This is a genomic window from Brevibacterium oceani (genome assembly GCF_017948325.1).
Taxonomy (GTDB): Bacteria; Actinomycetota; Actinomycetes; order Actinomycetales; family Brevibacteriaceae; genus Brevibacterium; species Brevibacterium oceani.
On the sequence record NZ_CP072846.1, the window covers coordinates 624,563 to 645,250 of the forward strand.

The following is a 20,688-nucleotide window of genomic DNA, read 5'->3' on the forward strand; positions in this document are numbered from 1 at the left end:
TTTCGTAAGCTAAGCTAACGAAATGACGGGCGCTGCGACACCGGCTGACCGGTGGCGCACCCCATCAGTCACGTGATCCCCACGTGCGGAAGGAGCATCATGACCAGGAACAGAGACGACGAGTCAGCGGCAGAATCCGCAGCGAGAGATGCCGCAGCCAAGCTCGACGAGGCGACCGAGAAGATCGGCGGAACCTCGAACGTGGATTCCGGCGTCGAGGTCGGCTACACAGAAGATGACAGCGACGAGCGCCTGCAGGGAGTGGCCGACGAGATCGGTGTGACCCTGCACCGCAACCCCGACGGTTCACACACTGCAGTCGATGAATCGCAATCCGACCTCGACTGATTCACGGCGCCGGCTCTGAGCCACAGCGCCAGCCCTGTACCACGACAACCGCCCTGAACCACGACGCCCAGCACGATCCCCACACCCCACCCAACCCCTCGATGGGAGAGCACCATGAGCAACGACCAGAAGAATCTCGAACTCGACGATGTCGTCAGCATCCTCAACGACAGCAGAATCGTCATGCTCACCACGGCCCTCAATGACGGCAAACTGCTCGCGCACCCGATGGTGCCGCAGCAGGTCACCGCGGATGCCGACGTCTGGTTCTTCCTCGGACTGCACGGAGACCAGGCGACCGCGCTGCGGACGAATCCGTACGTCAACATCACCGTCGCCGAGGCGGGCAATTGGCTTTCGGTCGCAGGTCGCGTCGAATTCGTCGACGACCGGGCCAAGATCGACGAACTCTGGGACGATTCCGTCGCCGCGTGGTTCGAGCAGGGACGCAACGACCCGAACCTCGGCCTCATCAAGGTCACGAGCGACTCCGCGCAGCACTGGGGCCTCACCGGCGGGAAGCTCTCGGCCATGGCCCAGATCGTCAAGTCCAAGGTGACCGGTCAGCGCACCGGCGGCGGAAGCGACACCACCGAACTCTGATGCCGGAGTTCTGAGGCCGGAGCTCAAGGCGACAGTCCACAGACGAGCGCCGGGCTGCACATCCGCAACCCGGCGCTCGCCGCTTTATCATCGGCGTTCGCCGCTTTATCAAGAGTTTCTTGTCGAGAGTGCGCGTCCTCAATCGCGCACCGTCACCGGCCCGATGCGGTCACCGGCCCGAGGTTCTCACTTGACCCAGGGTTCTTCGCCGGTCTCGGAGACGATGGGTTTGCCGTTGTCGAGGTTCCAGGCTCCCATACCGCCTTCGACGTTGAACGCATCGAAGCCGTTCTGGTTCAGCCAGGCCACGGCGCGGTTCGACCGACCGCCGGTGCGGCAGATGACGTACATGTCGTCATCGAGGGGCAGATCGTCGAGGCGGCCCGGCAACTCACCCAGCGGGACGTGGATCGCGCCCGCAATGTGTCCGGCCTCCCATTCGTCGTCCTCACGGACGTCGACGATGGCGGCGCCGTCGGGGATGTCATTGACTGTGACATTGGCTTCTTCATCCATGTCCTCAGTCTAGACATCGGAGACGACACGCGTGCAAGGGGCGAATGATCGGCCGGATCTCACCGAGGCGGCCATTCCCAGGCCAACACCTACGACCATTGCGTTTCAAAAAGAGTGAGTGTACAGTCACTCACATGAGCGCAACCGGATCCAGAATCTCGATAGCCGAATCGCGGCGACCCGTGGTCGCCGCGGCCGCCCTCAGCCGGTTCGCTGAGGGCGGCTTCCATGGAACCACGGTCTCCGACGTGGCCGACGAAGCGAAGATCTCTCCCGCTTATGTCTTCAAGCTGTTCCCTGGCAAGGAGGCGCTGTTCGTCGCCGCTGTCGAGCTCTGCTTCGCCGAAGTGCTCGAGGCGCTGGAGCGGGGGGCCGACGGGTCCGAGGGGCAGAGCCCAGGCCGGATCCTCGACGCCATGGGCGGGGCCTATGCCGAACTCATCTCCGACCGCCGACTGCTCATGCTCCAGGTCCATGCGCAGTCAGTTGCGGAGATCCCGGCGATCGGGGCAGCGCTGCGCGCCGGGCTGGCAAGCATCACCCGCTTCGCGAAGACCCGCTCACGAGGCAGTGACGATCAGGTGCAGCGATTCATCGCCTTCGGGCAGCTGTGCCACCTCGTCGTGACCGCAGGACTCGACGAACTCCCGGACGAATGGGCGGGCATCCTCACCCACAACCTCCGCCACCCGCACTGATATAGCCCGAACCGTCGAGAGCTCGAACGGCCGAACGTTCGAACGGAGACATTCGAGCAAGTGAACGTCCCAACCGACAGCAGATCTTTCTGCTCGAAAAAGTGAGTGACCAGTCACTCATTACAATTGGAAAGGAACCACATGCCATGACACACACCCACGCCCCCGAGGCGGTCGAAACCGCTCGCAGTCCACGACCGTGGCTCGCGCTGATCTTCCTCGCGCTCGCCGAATTCATCGTCGTGCTCGACGCCTCCATCGTCAATATCGCGCTTCCGGTCCTCGGCACCGAACTGACCATGGACAACGCGACTCTCGCCTGGGTCATCACCGCCTATGTCCTGCCGTTCGGAGCCCTGTTGCTCCTGGGCGGACGCCTCGCCGACCGCTGCGGACATCGCCGCCTGTTCCTGATCGGGGCGGCCGGGTTCGTCATCGGCTCTGCGCTGGCCGGGCTCTCGGCCACCGCTGGAATGCTGCTGGCCGCACGTGCCGTCCAAGGCGCCTCGGCGGCACTGCTCGCTCCGGCGGCCCTCGCGCTGCTCACCATCATCTTCCCCGACCCCGCCGACCGCGGAAAGGCGCTGGGCATCTGGGGAGGAGTGGCCGGACTCGGTTCCGGCGCCGGCGTCCTCCTCGGTGGTCTGCTCACATCGTCATTCGGCTGGGAGTCGGTCTTCTTCATCAACGTGCCGATCGGCCTCGCCGCCTTTGTCGCCACAGTATTGCTCATCGGAAGGGACACCACAGCACCTGCCGGTCGACTCGACCTCGCTGGAGCGGTGACGATCACCGGTGCGCTCGTCGCGATGGTCGCCGCGCTCAGCGCCGCCGAACGGACCGGCGTGTTCTCCCTCCTGCCCATCGTCCTGGCGGTCGTCGCCCTCATGCTCGCCGCAGCGTTCGTCCTCGTCGAGCGCCGGTCCCCGCAGCCGCTCGTGCCGCTGGACATCTTCGGCAATCGCCACCTGCGGTCCGGCAACATCGTCATGCTCCTGCTCGGAGCGGCCATGGTCGGACTCTTCTACGCTCTGGCACTCTTCCTCGGGCAGGTCCTCGAATACAGCACCCTCACGATCGGTCTCTCTCAGCTTCCGCTGGCCACAGCGCTCATCCTCGTCGCCGGGATCGCTCCGCGACTGAGCGGCCGCCTCGGCGCGGGGAAGTCCCTGTCTATGTTCTCCGCGATCCTCGCCGGCGGTCTCGTCTGGCTGGCGGCCGCACCGGCGGACGCCCACTTCATCAGCCACCTGCTCGGCCCGACCGTGATCATCGGCATCGGAATCGGCGGCACATTCGTCATCGCCACTCAGCTGGCGATGCACGGTGTCAGCGGACACGAGACCGGACTGGCCAGCGGTCTGGTCAACACCTCGCAGCAGATCGGCGGGGCACTGGGCATCGCGCTGCTCGGCGCGGTCGCGTCGACCCGCACGGCCGATCTGGTCGCGGGCGGGGAGGACCAGCAGCAGGCTCTCGCCGGAGGATTCTCCTGGCTGTTCGCCGGTGCTGCGGCCGTCGCGCTCATCGGCGCCGTCGTCAGCCTCGCCGCGCGAACCGGGAAAGAGGCCTGACATGGCTGCCAGCCGACAGGCGAACCCACCTCATGTCGACGCCATCGTCGTGGGCAGCGGTTTCGGCGGAGCCGTCACTGCTGCCCGCCTCGCCCAAGCCGGGTTGTCCGTCACGATCGTCGAACGGGGCCGGCGGTGGTTGCCGGGGCAGTTCCCCAGAGACCCGGCGAAACTCGACACGTGGCTGTGGAACACCGACGACGGGCTGTACGACGTCCGGTGGCTGGACTCGATGCTCGCGATCCAGGGCGCCGGGTGGGGTGGGGGCTCGCTCGTCTACGCGAACGTCTTCGCCCGCCCCGCCGCGCAGTCACTGAACGGACGCTGGCCGGAAGCCCTGCGCAGGGACGCGCTCGACCCCTACTACGACCTCGCCGGAACCATGCTCGAGGTCCGCCCGGTTCGAGAGGACCCGTCCACCGGTCGGATTCCCGAACGCACACGTGTCTTCGAAGACCTCGTCGAACGGATGGACATCGGTTCGGCGACGGTGCGACCGAATCTCGCCGTGCGCTTCGGCCCACCGGAGACCTGGTCGCAGAACACACACGGCGTCGAGCAGCGCGGGTGCGCGTTCGTCGGCGAATGCATCCTCGGCTGCAATCGATCGGCGAAGAACTCACTCGATCACAACTACCTCGCCGTGGCGGAGGCGAACTCGGCGACAGCGGTCACCGAGGCGAACGTCACCCGCATCGAACAGGATGAGAAAGGGTGGGCCGTGTGGACCGAGGAGCAAGAGCACGGTCGGAAGCGAGGAGTCAGACGGACCGCGACGCAGCTGTTCCTCGCCGCCGGAGCAGTCGCCACAACCGAGCTGCTGCTGCGCGCCCGAGACGTCCACCGCACTCTGCCGGACCTGTCGGAGACTCTCGGCCAGGGATTCTCCGGCAACGGCGACTTTCTGGCGACCGGGAATCTGCGTCGCGGAAGCGGCGACCTGACCACCGGGCCGACGATCACGACGACCACGGTCCTCGACGTATGGGAGCGGTCGAAGCCGGTGTGGTTCCAGGTCCAGGACGGGGCGATTCCGCAGCCGGTCTCCACAGCGGTCGACGAGGAGCTGCCGCTGAAAGGAGCGCGCTGGCTGTGGCGGAGGCTCCGCAGCCATGATCGGACGCGGACGCTGGCGTTCCTGTCGATGGGCCATGACGCCGGACAGGGTCGACTGCAGCTCGACAAGAAGGGAGAGGCCACGCTCGCATGGGCGAATCGGTGGCAGTCCGGGCTCTATCGGGCCGAGGGGCGAGTCGGCCCCGCAATCGCCCGACACCTCGGTTCGGCGGTGCGCTCGCTGCCGCTGTGGTCGCTCTTCCGCCGCGCAGTCACCGTCCATCCGCTCGGGGGAGTGCCGACCGGGGTGGACCGGTCAAGCGGTGTCATCGGCAAGGACAATCAAGTCCACGGCTACCCTGGCCTCTATGTCATGGACGGATCGGCTATCCCGGCTTCGACGGGGGCCAATCCCTCGGCGACGATCCTCGCCGCGGCGGAAAGGACGATCGAGCGCATCATCCGGAACACGACGGGCGATGAGTCCTGGCAAGCACCGGAATGGGAACGGGTGCGGTGCATCCCCGCGCCCGAAGACGACGCGTATGACTGGATGGCCGCACGTCGCAGAGGCACCGCGGGGGATGGCATCGTCGTCGACGAGGCGATGTGGGACCGACGTACCCGCAGGTCCTCAGGCGTCGGCGTGCGCCTGCGGCTGTCGATTCCCGGACTCGATGCCTTCCGCGCCGACCCCGAACATCCGGCCGCAGTGACCGGCCGCGTGAGGCACTCGGCGATTCCCGGGACGCACGACGTCGCCGGCCACGTCCGTCTCTTCCCTCAGTCCGCCGATCACCTCATGCGCTATGACCTGACATTCGTCGACGGCGCCGGACGGAGGTGGAACGGGGTCGGCACCAAACGGCTGCGCGGACGGGGGCTGATCGATCGGTACCGCAGTCTGACCCGAATGGAGCTCGACTTCGGCCTGGTGGACGATCCGACCACGACGATCGCCACCGAACTGGTCATGCGCCCATCTGATGTCATCGCGATGAGTCGCTCGATCCGTGGAACCGGGTTCACGCGCACGCGCCGTCTGCAGGCGATCGCGACGTTCCTCGGCTTCTTCGCCTATCGGGCGCTTTCCGCCAAGGGTGCCGACGGTCGCTTGATGACGCGCGTCGCCGGCTGACGAGGGGGCTGTTGCCGAACGCAGTGCCGTGTGAGAATGACCGTGCAGTCGCTTATGCGCTCGCCGACCACGGCCCGCGTTCGCCGACCACGGCCCGCGTTCGCCGACCACGGCTCGCGTTCGCCGACCACGGCTCGCGTGAACGACTGCAGCGCCAGGAACCGTCTGCGAAGGGAAATGGTCATGAGCAACAGAGACAAGAGTGACGAGTCACCGGCCGAGGCGAAGGCCCGTGACGTGGCGGCGAAACTGGACGAGACGGCAGAGCCGCTGGCCGGGACGTCGGACATGGAATCTCACGCCGAGGTCGGCTATACCGAGCGGAATGTCGAGGCACGTGCGCAGAGTGCCGCCGACGAAGAAGGGGTGACTCTGCATCGCAACCCCGATGGCTCGCACACGGCGATCGACGAGTCGAAGGCCACCGAGGTGACGCCGAGCTCTGGCTCCAAGGGCTCCGGCGTCGCGAGCAGCACAGCTCCCGACGCTGCGCCGTCCAGCCAGGCACCGGGGGCCGGCGCCGCAGACGGAAGAGCGACCGGTGTTGGGAGCGATCCGCACAGCGACTCCACTGTCGCCGTTGCGCCGGGGATGGGGGCTGCGATCGGCACCACGTCCGAGCCCGGTGACATCTACAGTGCGCCGGGGATGGGCAATGCGGTCGGCACCACGGCGGAAGGCGATGCCGAGAGTACGGAAGCGGCCGCCTCTGCCACCGGAAGCACTTCTGCCAGCAACGCTTCGTCCACCGACGACACGTCCGCGACCGACGACACGGAAGCCGGTCAGGTCTCGGCCGCAGGTGACGGGCAGAGGCCCGCAGGCGAGGCGGCGACGGATGAACTCGACCGTGCCGATGTCGTCAGGATCCTGCGCGGCAGCGATTCGGTCATGCTTGCGACTGCGCTGGCCGACGGCACGATCCTCGCCCACCCGATGGCCCCTCAGGAGGTCACCGAGGACGCCGATGTCTGGTTCTTCCTCGCCCTCGACGGCGACCAGACGAAGGCTCTGCGGACGAACCCGGAAGTCAACCTCAGCATCGCCGAGGCGGGCAACTGGCTCTCCGTCGCAGGTCGCGTCGAGTTCGTCGACGACCAGGCCAAGGTCGACGAGCTGTGGTCGGATTCCGCCAAGGCGTGGTTCGATGACCGCCGGGACCCGAACCTCGGGCTGATCAAGATCGTCACGCACTCCGCCCAGCACTGGGGCCTGCCCGGGGGAAAGGCCTCCGGTCTGTTCCAGATGGTCAAGTCCAAGATCACCGGCGACCGACCCGCCGGCGGCACTCAGACTACGGAGCTGTGAGCCGCACGAGGCATCCGAGCGTCATCTGAGTGCCGAGTTGCATCAGACGCCTGCCATGGCTGCGGCTGCGCTGGACCACGCAACTGTGGAACGGGCCCGCCGAAGAGGCTATTCTCTCTTCTAGGCAGGCCCGCCGCAGGGCCTCGCGGTGTCGCGCAGAGTCGCTCGGCATCTTCTTATGACGAAGGGATCCCCATGTCGTTCCAGGCCTACCTCGACACCATCGAAGACAAAACCGGGCTCACCCCGCGCCAGTTCATCGACCTCGCCGAGGAGAAGGGATACGACGCCGACTCTGTCAAAGCCGGCGTCATCCTTGACTGGCTCAAGACCGACTACGGGCTGGGCCGCGGGCACGGAATGGCACTTGTCCATGTCATCAAGAAGGGCCCGCAGATCGATGCGAAACACGTCGGCTCCGGCGGCACACACAATGACGACTCCGATGTGCTCTGGCTCGACGGCAAAGCGAGCAGACCGGCATGATCACCGTCACCCAACGCTCCGAGCTTCTGCTGCTCGGATCGCCGACGGCCAAGTTCATCGGTTCCGAGCATGGGGCTGACGTCTCGTTCTTCTGGGTCGACACCGCACCAGGAAAGGGCCCCGATCTGCACTGGCATCCCTATACGGAGACATGGATCGTTTTGTCCGGACATGTGCGCATCGACGTCGATGACGAAACTGTCACTGCCGAGACTGGCGCCGTCGTCACCGTCGGAGCAGAAACGGTCCACCGCTTCCGCAACATCGGAACCGAGAATCTCAAGATGGTGTGCATCCACGCTTCACCCGAGATCATCCAGGAGTTCGTCGCCGCGGGCTGACCAGGTCGGTTTCGCGCCCGCCCATCCGACCCGGTCACCTCGGCGAGGATTAGCATGGAGGCATGAGCAAGTCGATCGTCATCATCGGTGGGGGACTGGCCGGGACCACGGCGGCGCGGGAGCTGAACGCGCGCGGGCAGGCGGTCACCATCATCGATCCGCGGGCAGGCGAGACCTGCGAACGCCCGCCCCTGTCGAAGCACCTCTTCGACGGTGCCCGCCACCACCTGCCCTACCACCTCGAATCGACCGAGCACATCACCTTCATCCGTGATTGGGCAGAGGACATCACCCTCGCCGAGGCGGCCGCGGACTCCCGCTACACCGCAGAGACCCAGCGGCACCCCCATACGCTCGCCGGCCATCACGCGACCGCGGGCACCGTCCATCTGGCGTCGGGGGAGTCCATCGACTTCACTCACTGCATCCTCGCCACCGGGATGGAGGCCAACCGCCCGCAGATCCCGAACTATCCGGACGCGCTGCCGGTGTACGACCTCGGCGATGCCGAATGGATCCTCGACCGGGTGGAGCAGGCCACGCAGCCGCTCAACATCGGGGTTCTCGGCTCCGGATACCTCGGAATGGAGGTCGCCACCTCGGCGGTCGCCGCCGGACATCAGGCCACCGTCTACCTGCGCGGGGACGAACCCCTGCGCCGACAGCTCTCGGCTCCGGTCCGGCAGGCTTTGCTCGAAAAGCACAAGGCCGCAGGTGTCGAATTCGTCACGCACACCTCGAGCCCCGACGACATTCCCGCAGATGTTCATGCTCTGTTCATCACCAGCGTCGGAGCCCGACCCCGGCTCATCCCCATCGACGGCGACCGACCCGCCGAAGCGTGGGAGGTCGATGAGAGCTTGGCAACATCCCATCCCGGCATCTTCGCCGCCGGTGACTGTGCCATCGTGACCGCCGGTCCCTATGCTCTCGATCACCCATGGGCCTGCGAACCGGTGGCCGAAAGCCACGGTCAGTTCCTCGCGGAACTGCTCGCCGACACGATGGCCGACACCCCCGCCGAGGTGGCCGACAGTGACGCCGACACCGTCGTCAGTGGCGCCGAGAGTACGACAGAGATGCGCGCCACAACCTGGTCAGACGTCCCCTGGCACTGGAGCTTCCAAGGCCCGGAGAAGGTCTTCACTGCAGGCATGACCAGCCCCGATGCCACCGACACGATCATCCGGCATGACCCGTCCGGGGCGAAGTTCCAGGTCTTCCACTTCGACGGTTCGGACCCGGAGTCGACGCTCATCGGCGTCGAAACGCTCAATTGGCCGCCGATGCAGGCCGCCGCCAGGCGAGTTCTCGGCGGTAGCCACATCCCAACTCGGGCTCAGATCGATGACCCCGATTTCGACTTCAAGGCTCACAGCCGACTGTGAGTCTGCGCTAGTCTCATCACGTAGACTTTTCATCTGTTCGATCCCCAGTCGCCGACGAGAGAATCTTCTGTTCATGGATATGGCCAGGCTTGCTGCCGAGCACGGACTTGAGAGAGTTGGTGGACGGCCGTCGTTGCCCGAGTACGTCAAACAGCTTCTCAACCGAAGCGACTTCACGTACACGCTGGCGAAGTACCGGATGCAGTCCGAGAACGAACGTAACCGCCTCGGCATGGCTTGGGTGCTCCTGCGCCCATCATTCTCGGCTCTGATCTACGGCACGGTCTTCGGCCTCATCATGCAGGGAGCGACTGCTCGACCGCCGGACTTCGCGCCATTCGTCGTCATCGGCGTCTTCATCCTCGAATTCTTCAACACCTCGATGAACGGCGGTGCGAAGTCGATCATCTCGAATGCCTCACTCGTCCAATCGCTGCCGTTTCCGCGCATCGTTCTGCCCATCGCCAAGGTGTTCCAGAACCTCCTCGACTTCATCCCCACCCTCATCTTCATGGCGCTCATCGTCATCATCTTCGGCGCGCGTCCTGATTGGGACTGGTTCCTTCTCATCCCGTTGGTCTTCCTGTTCTGGGTCTTCAACCAGGGTGTGGCGTTCATCTTTGCCCGCGCAACGGTTCACTTCCGTGACCTGTCGCAGGTCACCCCATTCATCTCCCGAATGATCTTCTATACCTCGGGCGTCTTCTTCGATCTCAAGGTGATGGTCGACAAGATCGATCCGTCCCTGCAGCCCTTCGCTGACTGGCAGCCGATCAACAATGTGCTGTCCATCGCTCGCGGCATTCTCATGAAGGATGGGGTCGTTCCCTACGACTACTTCTGGCACCTGGCCATCTGGGCATTCGGCATCTTCATCATCGGCTTCGTGTTCTTCTGGCAGGCCGAGGAAAGGTTCGGGCGTGATGAGTGACGAGAATTCGTTCGACACCGGCAGCCTCCCCGAGGTGACTCGGAACAACCCACCCGTCGTCGTCTGCGACAACGTGCACGTCCGCTACAAGACTCTGGCCACGGGTAAGAAGCTCAAGCTGGGCAGTAAGAACGTGATGGGGCGGAAGCGGGAGCTGCGAGAGGTTCACGCCCTCAAGGGCATCAGCTTCGTCGCGCACAAGAACGAATCGATCGGCATCATCGGCAGCAACGGCTCCGGCAAGTCCACTCTCATGCGGTCGATCACCGGGCTGACTCCGACGTCGGAGGGCGCGATCTATGCGACGTCACGGCCGAACCTCCTCGGCGTCGGTGCCGCTCTGATCCCTGACCTCTCGGGTGCCCGCAACATCATCCTCGGTTCTCTGGCTCTGGGGCTCACTCATGACGAGATCGATGCGAAGTTCGACGACATCGTCGAGTTCACCGGGCTCGAGGACTTCATCGACCTGCCGATGCGCACGTACTCCTCGGGCATGTCCCAGCGACTGAAGTTCGCGATCGCGACCTCGGTGCAGCATGAGATCCTCATCGTCGACGAGGCGCTCAACGTCGGTGACAAGAAGTTCCGTGATCGTTCCGAGGGCCGTATCCGGGAGATCCGTGAGAATGCCGGTACCGTCTTCCTCGTCTCGCACTCGATGCGCACGATCAAGGACACGTGCAACCGCGCGCTGTGGATCGAAAAGGGCGAACTGATCGCCGACGGTCCGGCGCTTGAAGTGATTCGGAAGTACCAGGCCTTCACCAAGGCCGAGAAGGCGAAGGAAACCGAGGAAGAGCCGGGCTGAGGCATCGCACCCCCTAGCCGAGTCACAGTTCGCTCGGTAGATTCGACGGCATGGACAACAGTTCACGCGAACCGATCGAGTCACGTCGTATCAGTGATCAGCCTGCACTGCGCAGTTCGTCGGGCACTATCTGGATCGTGGCAGGTGGGATCTTCCTCATCGTCGTCGGCGGTGTGCTCACGGCGATCATCGTCACCGGCAGCACGGCGGTGCCCACAGCGATCACCACGATCGTCATAGCGGGAGTGCTCTACCTGATCCTGCTCATCGCCCGCTTCGTCTTTCGACCGGGCCGAGTGCGTCTGTGGGTCATGGCCGGTGCAATGATCGGCATGGCCGTAGCCTCGCTCATCGGACTCGTCCTCTGTGTGGGCGCTGCCGCAGGCGGGGCTTGAAGTCGCTCAGGTGAGCCGGGAAGTGTGCTCGAGCGCACGAGTCGGCTCTGTCACTATTCGGCGGAGTTCGGCTTCAGGTGAACTCTGAGGTACTCACCGGTCACGCTGTGCGGGTCGCCGGCGACCTGCTGCGGCGTTCCGACAGCGACGATCCGACCTCCGTCTTCGCCTCCGCCGGGCCCCAGATCGATGATGTGGTCGGCGTTGGCGATCATGTCGAGGTCGTGTTCGATGACGAGCACCGTTCCACCCTGATCGATCAGTTGCTGAAAGACTCCGACGAGCACTCGGACGTCATCGGGATGAAGACCCACCGTCGGTTCGTCGAAGACGAAGAGGGTGCGCTTCTGTGACTTCCCCAGCTCGGTGGCGAGCTTGAGACGCTGAGCCTCTCCACCGGAGAGGGTGGGAGTCGCCTCGTGGAGGGTGAGATATCCGAGCCCCACGTCCTGCAGAGCAAGGAGGCGATCGCGGACCTTGCGCATTCCGGCAAGGTGGGGGACCGCCTCGGCGACGGTGAGGGCCAACAGGTCCGGCAGCGACCACGGCTGGTCGTCCTCATCGGAGGGGCGACGGTACTCGTCGGCATCGGGGCTGTAACGGCGCCCCTCGCACTCGGGGCAGGGAATGTCGACATCGGGCAGGAACTGCACGTCGAGCTTGATCTCGCCGGTGCCTTCGCACCGCGGACAGCGCAGCGAACCCGTGTTGTAGGAGAAGTCCCCGGCGCCCAGCCCGGCCTCCTCAGCCGAATCGAGGCGGGCATACGTTCGGCGGAGGTCGTCGAGGACGCCGGAGTAGGTCGCCACCGTGGACCGGACGTTGATGCCGATCGGAGTGGCATCGACGACGTTGACGCGTTCGATCCCACCGGCATCGAGCTCGCGCACATGGGCTGGCATCGACCGTTCTCCGTCGGCCTTGAGAGCGGGGACGAGGCTGTCGAGGACGAGTGTGCTCTTGCCTGAACCGGACACCCCGGTCACCACGGTCAGCCGCTGCCGTGGGATCTCCGTCTCGAGGGCATGGACCGTGTGGAGCGGTGCGGTGCTCAGTCGGATCCGGCCGTGGTCGAAGACCTCGGACTCGGGTGCCGGAGTGCGCACAAGGCTGTCGGCGCGACCGGTGAGGTAAGGGCCGATGCGGGAGTCCGGAGCGCCCCCGAGGTCGGCGACGGTGCCGGTGGCCACGACGGTGCCGCCGTCCTTGCCCGAACCGGGCCCGATTTCGATGAGGTGGCCCGCTTCACGGAGGACGAGCGGGTCGTGATCGACCATGACGACGGAATTGCCTTCGTCGAGGAGGTCGGCGATGACGCCCTGCAGTCCGCCGATGTTCGACGGGTGCAGGCCGATCGAGGGTTCATCAAGGACGTAGAGGACTCCAGTCGTCTCGTTGCGCACGGCGCGGGCAAGCTGAACGCGCTGGCGTTCACCGGTCGACAGCGACGAACCTGCCCGGTCGAGGGCGAGGTACCCGAGGCCCAGGTCGAGCAGGCGACGGGCCATACCGAGAAGCGTGTCGACCAGGGCCTGCGCCATCGGACGCATCGGTGCGGGAAGTCCAGCAGGGACGTCAGCGGCCCAGTCGACGAGTTCCTCGAGGGTCATCGCGGTCGCCTCGGCGAGGCCGAGTTCGCCGATGCGCGGTGCCCGGGCGGTGGGGGAGAGGCGGGTGCCGTGGCAGTCGGGGCACACACGTTCGCTGAGGAAGCGGCTGACTCTGGCCAGGCGTTTGTCAGTGTCGGCGCGTTTGAGCTCTTCGGTCACCGTCAGTCGGGCATTGCGGAAGGTGAAGTCGAGGTCGTGCAGGCCCTTCTTCGAGGTGACCGTGATGTGCTTCTTCTCCTCGGGGCCGGCGAAGACGATGTCCCGTTCCCACTCCTTCAGGTCGCGCCAGGGCACGTCGGTGCGGACACCGAATTCGCGGGCGATCTGGGGTTGGACGTTGAAGCCGAACATCTGCCAGGGGATGACGGTGCCGTCGTCGATGCTCATATCAGGGTCGCGGATGAGGGAGGCGTCATCGACCTCTCTGATCGTGCCGATGCCCTCGCAGCGGGGACACGCCCCACCGGAATTGAAGGCCAGCGCCTCGGCGCCGGGAGCCTGGACGGTCTCACCGCATTCGGGGCAGTCGAACGGTTCTTCGGCGGCGACGTCGAGTGTCGGTTCCTGCCGGTGCCCGTTCGGGCAGACATGGGAGGCCAGCCGGGAAAACATCAGCCGGACGACGTTGAGCAACTCGGTCGAGGTGCCGAACGTCGAGCGGACCCCGGGGACTCCCGGGCGCTGGCGCAGGGCCAGGGCCGCGGGAATGTGGCGGACACTGTCGACCTCGGCACGTGCGGCCTGCCCCATCCTGCGGCGCGTGTAGGTGGACAGGGCTTCGATGTAGCGGCGCGAGCCCTCGGCGTAGAGGACGCCCATGGCCAGGGACGACTTGCCCGAACCGGAGACTCCGGCGATGGCGACGAGGGTATTCAGAGGCACGTCGATGTCGATGCCCTGCAGGTTGTGCACGCGTGCGCCGCGGACTTCCACCGCAGCGGCAGGGGCAGGGTTCCGTGCTTCGGTCGACATATCGTGATCGTAACAAGAGGGTGTGACACAGCAGCAAAAGACTTATACCCACTTGATTGCTGTATGAATACCGATGGTTAGCGCTCGTTCGGCGAGATTATTGAGAGTTTCATCTTGGGCGCCGTTTTGTCGAAGTAAATACGCAAACCGTTCAAGCTCCCGCGCAATACTCCAATCAGATTGGGTCATCAGCTCGAGTCGCCGAATAATCAGACCTGCAATCCAGTCCGAATGCGCTTCAAGCAGGCCAGATGGTAGATCTACTAATGTGGAATTATTCCCAAGGGGGCCAGGTGATTTGTCGCTGATTTCGAGCGCCTCGATGCTAAGCGAAGCGGGCATCCCTAGGGCCATATCGCCCCAACAAGTGCGTTCCTGAGCGGAAACAGTGGAAATGGATCGGTCGAGGCGAGCTCTGGCCAGTGTGGATACCCAGGTATTCCAGGCTATCGCGGCTTCAGCCTCATCGATTTGGCTGAATAATTCTGCCAATGCATCAATAAATGCGCATCTTTGGTCTGTTGTGGAAAGAAGATCGAAGAAAGCAGTTGCATCAACAATCTCTGAGCTCGATCGAAGGCAGACGAGAGCTATAAGCTGCCAATATTGTCTCGTTTCATGCGAATCTGGATCTAACATGGATACTTGGTTACGTGCCGAAGACAACAACTTCCAGAATCCTGAATCAAGCATAGCGTCGTCCACTCGTGGATGATTAAGGTAACTCTTCCATGCTTGAGATGCGGGCTCACCGAGAGATTCGGCAAATAACGGGAAGACCGTGTTTGTAGCAAAGTCAGAGTCAGCGCCAAATATGAAGTAGGCCTCGGAAGAAATTATTGCTTTGCTGGGGCGTGTAGCTTGGCTGTTTGCTTTCAAGAGATTCATTATCGCGTTCTGGGCTGTGGAGGGTATCCCCTGCCAGTTGCTTCCTTCAACTTTCCACTGAAAACGTATTCGTTCGATCCAGTACTGAGTCAGTACCCCTGGCCACCTGTTCAGCCCGAGCATTAGCCAATCATCGGATTCGTATCCTTCTTCGTCCTGAATATGATTCTCAACTAACTGTTCGGCTAGGTCATCGACTTGCTGCATTGTGCAGTCAAAGAGCTGAGTTTCTTTCTTGGATACAACGGATAGGCAGAAGTCACTGAGTGCGCGTGCAAGTTGTCTACGGGGTGCGAGGCTAGAAAGATAGTGTAGGGCAGTCTGAAGATGTCTATTATCTAGCTCTGCCTCGCTGAGTCCAGCAATAAGCGCGATGTCGAAGTCTGCAGTCTGGGACGTCGGTTCGAAGAGCGCAGCTTCTTCAAGCAGTCCTAACCCTACTTCAGGTCGATTTTTCACGGCATCACGGATGGTGTTGGAGGCACCTCGCCAGGTTGGTCCGTCGAAACTATCCGTCTCATAGTCCTGCTCGGTGATGGTGGAGATTGTGTACTTGGGTCCGTGCTGTTCATAAGTGTCAATGAGTTCCTGAGCAGTGAAGGGTGCCTTATCCTCTACCCAGCCAGATTCCATCCAGCTGTTGAAATCGGGGTGATTGCGGGCTTGGAACATTGGCCGACGGTGAAGAATGGCGTCAATTGACTCATCAACTTGGCTCCACCCACTCACATATCGGGAGAGCCAGTCAACGATGTCGAAGATCCATCTGTCGTGAAGTACCCCTTCTTCGTCCTTCCCAGTTTTGAATTGCGGCGGTCCTTCTAGGACATGGCTGAGAAGTAAACGACGCCCATTTTCATCCAGGTCGGGAGCAACGGTCGCAAGCAATCGGAAGGTCTCGTGTTTGCATAGGAGGTCGTAGAGGTGCGGGCCCTGAAGGAAGAGATCGAGCTTCTCATCGACGCTGAGAGCTGAATTTTCAGTGACAAGGTGTAGCCCAATACGGCGGAACAGAACGAATTCGCTGTGAAGCCAGCGGAGCATGATCGAGTGGTCTACGTTCATGAGTTCGGTACTCGCGTCGCGGAGAGCATCGATTAGCGTGTCCTCGAAATAGCCAGCACTATCTTGCTCATGCGGTTCAATTGCCGAGCGCCTATACGACCAGTTGGCCCCAGGGGTGTTTATGCCGCAGGCGGCAAGTAATTCGTGCGCATCGGTCATGCATTGTTCGACTATCTGAAGTACGGAGGTCGCATCAATTGACGGACTTTTCCACGCTCGTTCAAGGAGTTCCTCGAGATCGTGATCCGAGCCTGCCCATCTGATGTCGATCTTGACTCTATCGCCTGCTGCTTGCTGATCGAGGTACCATGGCTGCTCGATACGTAGCTGTAGGCGGGGTTGCAGAGCCTGTCTCAATAGCGGAAGCACCGATGCATTGGATAAGGAGGCGTTTGCCGCAATTCCCCATGGTGGTTCAAGGGTTCCGTGGTGCGTCCGTAAAGCATGAGTCGCAATCGTTGACCACTTGGTTGACAAGTCGGTCGAGATGTCCCGTAAGTCGAAGGCCGCGAATGCGATCGCTTCGAGCAATCGAGCATTGACCACGGGTCCATGCCTTGCCAGGGTTGCTAGTGCTAGATCTGACAACGTGATGTCGGCTGCGTAGTTGTTTGCGAACCATTGCGCGAGAATCTGACTCGTGTCAGTGCACTGTTTATGCGGATCGAATAGTGACAAGAATGCAGGTAGTTGCTCGATCCACGGGAGCCATTCGTGTCCTCGCGCAATCTCACTAAACGCTCGTACGCCGGCTGGCGTGGACAGTGTCGATGCAAGATAGTCATCTTCTACTGGCACCTTCGGCGGACCGCCAGCAGCGATCTCCTTCACTCTCGCGCTGTGGTCCAATTGTTTCATTTCCAGCCGCTGCGCCCAAGCATTTAGCGCTTTTGGTAGCGCCGCGTGATTAGACTTGTCGGAATATTCGACGGGGGTGATGCGAAGATCTTTCCACTTCCGGTCGCACGGCCTACTGGTAAGCGCAAACCGCTTTGTGCTGGGCGGAAGTCCCCGGGCCAGATACTTCATAACGGCGTCGTCGTGACTGTAGCCGATAAAAAGGACGGTTCGCGTTAGAAACAGGTCAGTGACGAACCGCCTCGCCCAGCCGTCGAATAGGTAAGCACGACCGAAGTCTTCATCAGTGATGACAAGATCTTCCAGGTCTCTCGATATACGCCCGTGCAAATACACCAGGCCCGTAAAGTTGCGGCCGAGGGGCACTGCCGGGCCCATGTAGGTGTCCCCCAGTTCAATCGAGAGTTCGCCAGCCGCCGTGCAGAGGTGCTCATCGTAGTTGGTGCTAACTATTCGGACGGAGCCGCACGCGTTGCCTAGTCGAACTATTGCCCGGTGAGTGTCATTTGGCTGAGACTCTATGTCGGCGATTACCTCGCGGAGATGTGCTCTTGCAGAGGGATCCGAATTGCACAATCGTCCGATGGCTGCATCCGGCTCCATTTGCTTGTCGATGGAGGCTCCAATCGACTCAGCAATTTGCGTAACGAGCTCTGTGAATGAGGGAAGGTTAGAGGGCGCGTTCATTGACACCCCCGCGCCAACGAATAGAACTAAGTCACCGTCGGTGGCGGCTGCAATGAGTTCATCGGGAATGTCGACTTCGTCGGTGATCCTCATAGTTATAACAATTCTCGGATTTTCTGTGTCTCGGTCTGTTTTGCAGGGGAGTGCTTCTGAGCTTCGGTCAACATATCGCGATCGTAACAAGCGGGGGTGACATGGCTCGCCATCTGCTGAGACGGCCCTTGCGGTGGGATAAGACCGGACTACAATCATTTCGCTGACGACTACAGGGACATGCTAGTGAGACCAGAGACACCAACAAGAGACACCCCAGCCCCCGGATGACGAGCAACGGCGCCTGCATCCTGTAAGCCAACGAGCCACCACAGGCTCTGCCAATCCCGCCAATCGGGCACAAATTAGAAGAGGCGTGCAATGAGTGAGACGATCGAGGTTTCCCGCGAAGAGAAGTCGCGGGCACGGAAGGCCGTCCTCGCGGCCGGACTGGGCAATGCCCTCGAGTGGTACGACATCATCCTCTTCGGGTTCATGGCGACCTCCATCGCCGCAGTCTTCTACCCGGGCGAGGGACTGTCGGCGCAGCTGATGACTTGGGCGACGTTCGCCATCACCTTCGTCGTCCGGCCGCTGGGCGCCGTCCTCATCGGACGCTACGCCGACAAGCATGGCCGCAAGTCTGCGCTGTCGCTGACAATCGGTCTGATGACGCTCGGCGTGTTCATCATCGTCGTCCTGCCCGGCGAGGCGACGATCGGCATCTGGGGCGCGATCGGCCTCATCATCGCCCGCATCATCCAAGGCATCTCGGCCGGCGGCGAGTTCGGTTCGGCCACCGCCTTCCTCACCGAGAACGCCAAGCGCGGCAAGGCCTTCTACGCCTCCTTCCAGACCGCGACGCAGGGCATTTCGATGTTCCTGGCCGCCGGCATCTCGTGGATCTTCAGCTCGGCACTGAGCGAAGAGGCCCTGCACTCGTGGGGCTGGCGCGTGGCCTTCGCGGTCGGTCTGCTCATCGGCCCCGTCGGCTGGTACATCCGTTCGAAGATGGATGACACTCCTGAGTTCAAGGCCGCCGAGAAGACCGACAACCCGCTGCGCGTCCTCCTCGGCCAGAACTTCGGCCGCCTGTTCTCCGCGTTCCTCATCATCGCCATGGCCACGATCTCGGTCTACCTCATCACGTTCCTGCCGCAGTTCGCCGTCGGCAACCTCGGCCTCGAACCGTGGGCGGCGTTCCCCGGCGCCGTCGTCGCCGGCATCATCACCCTGATCGGCTCGCCGTTCGCCGGCAGCCTGGCCGACAAGGTGGGCCCGACGACCGTGATGATCCCGACGACGATCGTGGGCATCATCATCGCGTGGCCGATGTTCATGCTCCTGACCGCGAATCCCTCGATTCCAGTCCTCACCCTGTGCGAGGCGATCGTCGGCCTGTTCATGGTCTTCTACTTCGGCCCGATGCCGGCGCTGCTGTCCGAACTGTTCCCCGTCCGCGTCCGCAGCTCGGGCATGACCATCGCCTACAGCTTCGGTGTCGCGATCTTCGGCGGCTTCGCCCCGCTCATCCTCACCGCCCTGCTCAGCGCGACCGGCGAGCTGACCGTGCCCGGCTTCTACTACGCGGCACTGTCCCTGCTCTCGCTCATCGGCGTCATCGTGGCTCGAAAAGTGTACAAGCAGCGCTGAGTCGCCCCCACCGAGTGGGGCGTCGTCACCATCGTCGCCCCGCTCGGCGCGGTGTTTCCCCGCCGAGGTGGCGCTGCGAATCCGCTCGATCAAGCGGCAGCGCGGATGTGGAATCGTCGAGGGGTCGAAATGTGCGCGCGGCCTTGATCGCGGGTGGCGGGGTGCGGCGCCGGTCGATATGTGCACGGGCCCTTGATCGAGGGGCCGGAGATGACACTTCGCCCACCGGCACCGCGTCGGGTCGGATACCCTATTCGGATGAACGCAACCGGAGTCGCCCGTGCTCGCCTCAACCCGAGGGTCGTTGGCCTTTCGCCGAGGCGGAGCGCCATGCGGGCAGCCGTTCGGTCGTCACAGGGGCGCCTGCGGTGACGGGCGGGCCATCGAGGGGCCTGCCGTCGGTGGGCCTCATCTCCCACGGCACATCGTCGACCCAGGGACAGGCACTCATCGAGGCGCTCGCCGCCGAGGTTGCTCGTGATCTGCGCGAGCGCGGGCTCGTCGACGAGGTGATGCTCGGTCACGTCGATGTGCAGGAGCCCTCCGTCGCCGAGGTGGTCGACCGCCTCCCGCACGACCGCCCCGTCATTCTCGTCCCGCTCCTTCTTTCGCCGGGATACCACGTCCACGTCGACCTCGCCGAGGCGGTCGATCGTGCGCAGAAAGCCGATCGTGCCGATGACGCGAACCCCGCCGAGGCGGCCGATCGTGCCGATGACACGAGCCCCGCCGAGGCGGTCACCTCCGAGAACGCCGGCGCCGGTGAGACCGGCACTCCCGCCCGCGACATCCGCCTGACCCCGACACTGGGGCCAGACCCCCGACTTGCGAGGGTTCTCGCCGAACGTCTCCCGACGCTGCGCGCTGACGACGAGATCGTGCTCGCTGCAGCGGGTTCGAGTGACGAGCGCGCCAACGAGTCCTGTCGCGAGATGGGGGAACTCCTGGCGCAGGAACTCGGACGCCCCGTCGACGTCGGATTCCTCGCCGGCGCAGGGACTCCGCTCACAGGCTTTGTTGAGCAGAATGAACATGCGATGAATCGCCTCGTTCTGGCCAACTATCTGCTCGCTCCCGGCTTCTTTGACGACCTCGCCCGGGGCCTCATCGCCGACACGCAGAATGTCCTCAGCTCACCCCTGCTGACCTCGGGCGAGCACCAGCGACTTCCAGAGTCTGATCCGCAGTCAGTTGCGGAAGCTGCCGAGTTTCAGCGCCATACAGTCCCCGACCTGCTCGTCGATATCGTCCGCGACCGGTTCCTGAACTCATAACTCACTACCCTCGATTTTATGAGAAACTGGAGAAACTCATAAAAACTGGAGGCGG

17 protein-coding genes are annotated in these 20,688 nt (G+C 63.2%); 14 read left to right on the plus strand and 3 right to left on the minus strand.

The window, feature by feature from the left end:
• Window positions 1–99: 99 nt before the first annotated feature.
• Window positions 100–348 (plus strand): hypothetical protein, encoded by a 249-nt coding sequence (locus J9314_RS02780; protein WP_210604382.1) that lies wholly within the window; start codon window positions 100–102, stop codon window positions 346–348.
• A 114-nt stretch (window positions 349–462) separates the two neighbouring features.
• Window positions 463–951, plus strand: coding sequence for a pyridoxamine 5'-phosphate oxidase family protein (locus J9314_RS02785; protein WP_210604384.1), 489 nt, complete (start codon window positions 463–465; stop codon window positions 949–951).
• 186 nt (window positions 952–1,137) lie between these two features.
• Here the strand turns inward: J9314_RS02785 and J9314_RS02790 are convergent, their stop codons facing one another.
• Window positions 1,138–1,467 (minus strand): rhodanese-like domain-containing protein, encoded by a 330-nt coding sequence (locus J9314_RS02790; protein ID WP_210604386.1) that lies wholly within the window; start codon window positions 1,465–1,467, stop codon window positions 1,138–1,140.
• A gap of 134 nt (window positions 1,468–1,601) precedes the next feature.
• On the opposite strand from J9314_RS02790, the gene J9314_RS02795 reads away from it, so the two are divergent.
• The 10 genes from J9314_RS02795 to J9314_RS02840 all read left to right on the plus strand — a co-directional run bounded on the left by J9314_RS02795 (window position 1,602) and on the right by J9314_RS02840 (window position 11,593).
• Complete coding sequence (locus J9314_RS02795; RefSeq protein WP_210604388.1) at window positions 1,602–2,165, plus strand: TetR/AcrR family transcriptional regulator; 564 nt, start codon at window positions 1,602–1,604, stop codon at window positions 2,163–2,165.
• Between the two features lie 146 nt (window positions 2,166–2,311).
• Complete coding sequence (locus J9314_RS02800) at window positions 2,312–3,739, plus strand: DHA2 family efflux MFS transporter permease subunit (protein ID WP_210604390.1); 1,428 nt, start codon at window positions 2,312–2,314, stop codon at window positions 3,737–3,739.
• 1 nt (window position 3,740) lies between these two features.
• Window positions 3,741–5,933: a GMC oxidoreductase gene (locus tag J9314_RS02805; RefSeq protein WP_210604392.1), complete on the plus strand. Its 2,193-nt coding sequence runs from the start codon at window positions 3,741–3,743 to the stop codon at window positions 5,931–5,933.
• 183 nt (window positions 5,934–6,116) lie between these two features.
• Window positions 6,117–7,241 (plus strand): pyridoxamine 5'-phosphate oxidase family protein, encoded by a 1,125-nt coding sequence (locus tag J9314_RS19365; RefSeq protein WP_343207040.1) that lies wholly within the window; start codon window positions 6,117–6,119, stop codon window positions 7,239–7,241.
• Between the two features lie 195 nt (window positions 7,242–7,436).
• A complete protein-coding gene (locus J9314_RS02815) occupies window positions 7,437–7,727 on the plus strand; it encodes a DUF4287 domain-containing protein (protein ID WP_210604394.1) in 291 nt (96 codons plus the stop codon).
• On the plus strand, window positions 7,724–8,068 hold the full coding sequence (locus J9314_RS02820; RefSeq protein ID WP_181276181.1) for a cupin domain-containing protein: 345 nt from the start codon (window positions 7,724–7,726) through the stop codon (window positions 8,066–8,068). Before J9314_RS02815 ends, J9314_RS02820 begins: the two co-directional genes overlap by 4 nt.
• 62 nt (window positions 8,069–8,130) lie before the next feature.
• Window positions 8,131–9,456 (plus strand): FAD-dependent oxidoreductase, encoded by a 1,326-nt coding sequence (locus tag J9314_RS02825; RefSeq protein ID WP_210604396.1) that lies wholly within the window; start codon window positions 8,131–8,133, stop codon window positions 9,454–9,456.
• 133 nt (window positions 9,457–9,589) lie between these two features.
• Window positions 9,590–10,387 carry an ABC transporter permease gene (locus tag J9314_RS02830; RefSeq protein ID WP_343207041.1) on the plus strand — a complete coding sequence of 266 codons (798 nt, stop codon included), beginning with the start codon at window positions 9,590–9,592 and terminating at the stop codon, window positions 10,385–10,387.
• A complete protein-coding gene (locus tag J9314_RS02835; RefSeq protein WP_210604400.1) occupies window positions 10,380–11,198 on the plus strand; it encodes an ABC transporter ATP-binding protein in 819 nt (272 codons plus the stop codon). Before J9314_RS02830 ends, J9314_RS02835 begins: the two co-directional genes overlap by 8 nt.
• A gap of 50 nt (window positions 11,199–11,248) precedes the next feature.
• Window positions 11,249–11,593, plus strand: coding sequence for a hypothetical protein (locus tag J9314_RS02840; RefSeq protein ID WP_210604402.1), 345 nt, complete (start codon window positions 11,249–11,251; stop codon window positions 11,591–11,593).
• Between the two features lie 53 nt (window positions 11,594–11,646).
• Here the strand turns inward: J9314_RS02840 and J9314_RS02845 are convergent, their stop codons facing one another.
• Both J9314_RS02845 and J9314_RS02850 read right to left on the minus strand, forming a co-directional pair.
• Window positions 11,647–14,175, minus strand: a complete 2,529-nt coding sequence (locus J9314_RS02845) for an excinuclease ABC subunit UvrA (RefSeq protein WP_210604404.1) — start codon at window positions 14,173–14,175, stop codon at window positions 11,647–11,649.
• A gap of 42 nt (window positions 14,176–14,217) precedes the next feature.
• Window positions 14,218–17,766, minus strand: coding sequence for an SIR2 family protein (locus tag J9314_RS02850; protein WP_210604406.1), 3,549 nt, complete (start codon window positions 17,764–17,766; stop codon window positions 14,218–14,220).
• Between the two features lie 321 nt (window positions 17,767–18,087).
• Between J9314_RS02850 and J9314_RS02855 the strand changes: the two genes are divergently transcribed.
• Both J9314_RS02855 and J9314_RS02860 read left to right on the plus strand, forming a co-directional pair.
• Window positions 18,088–19,359: an MFS transporter gene (locus tag J9314_RS02855; RefSeq protein ID WP_210604408.1), complete on the plus strand. Its 1,272-nt coding sequence runs from the start codon at window positions 18,088–18,090 to the stop codon at window positions 19,357–19,359.
• A 401-nt stretch (window positions 19,360–19,760) separates the two neighbouring features.
• Complete coding sequence (locus J9314_RS02860; RefSeq protein ID WP_246490579.1) at window positions 19,761–20,633, plus strand: sirohydrochlorin chelatase; 873 nt, start codon at window positions 19,761–19,763, stop codon at window positions 20,631–20,633.
• Window positions 20,634–20,688: the final 55 nt, after the last annotated feature.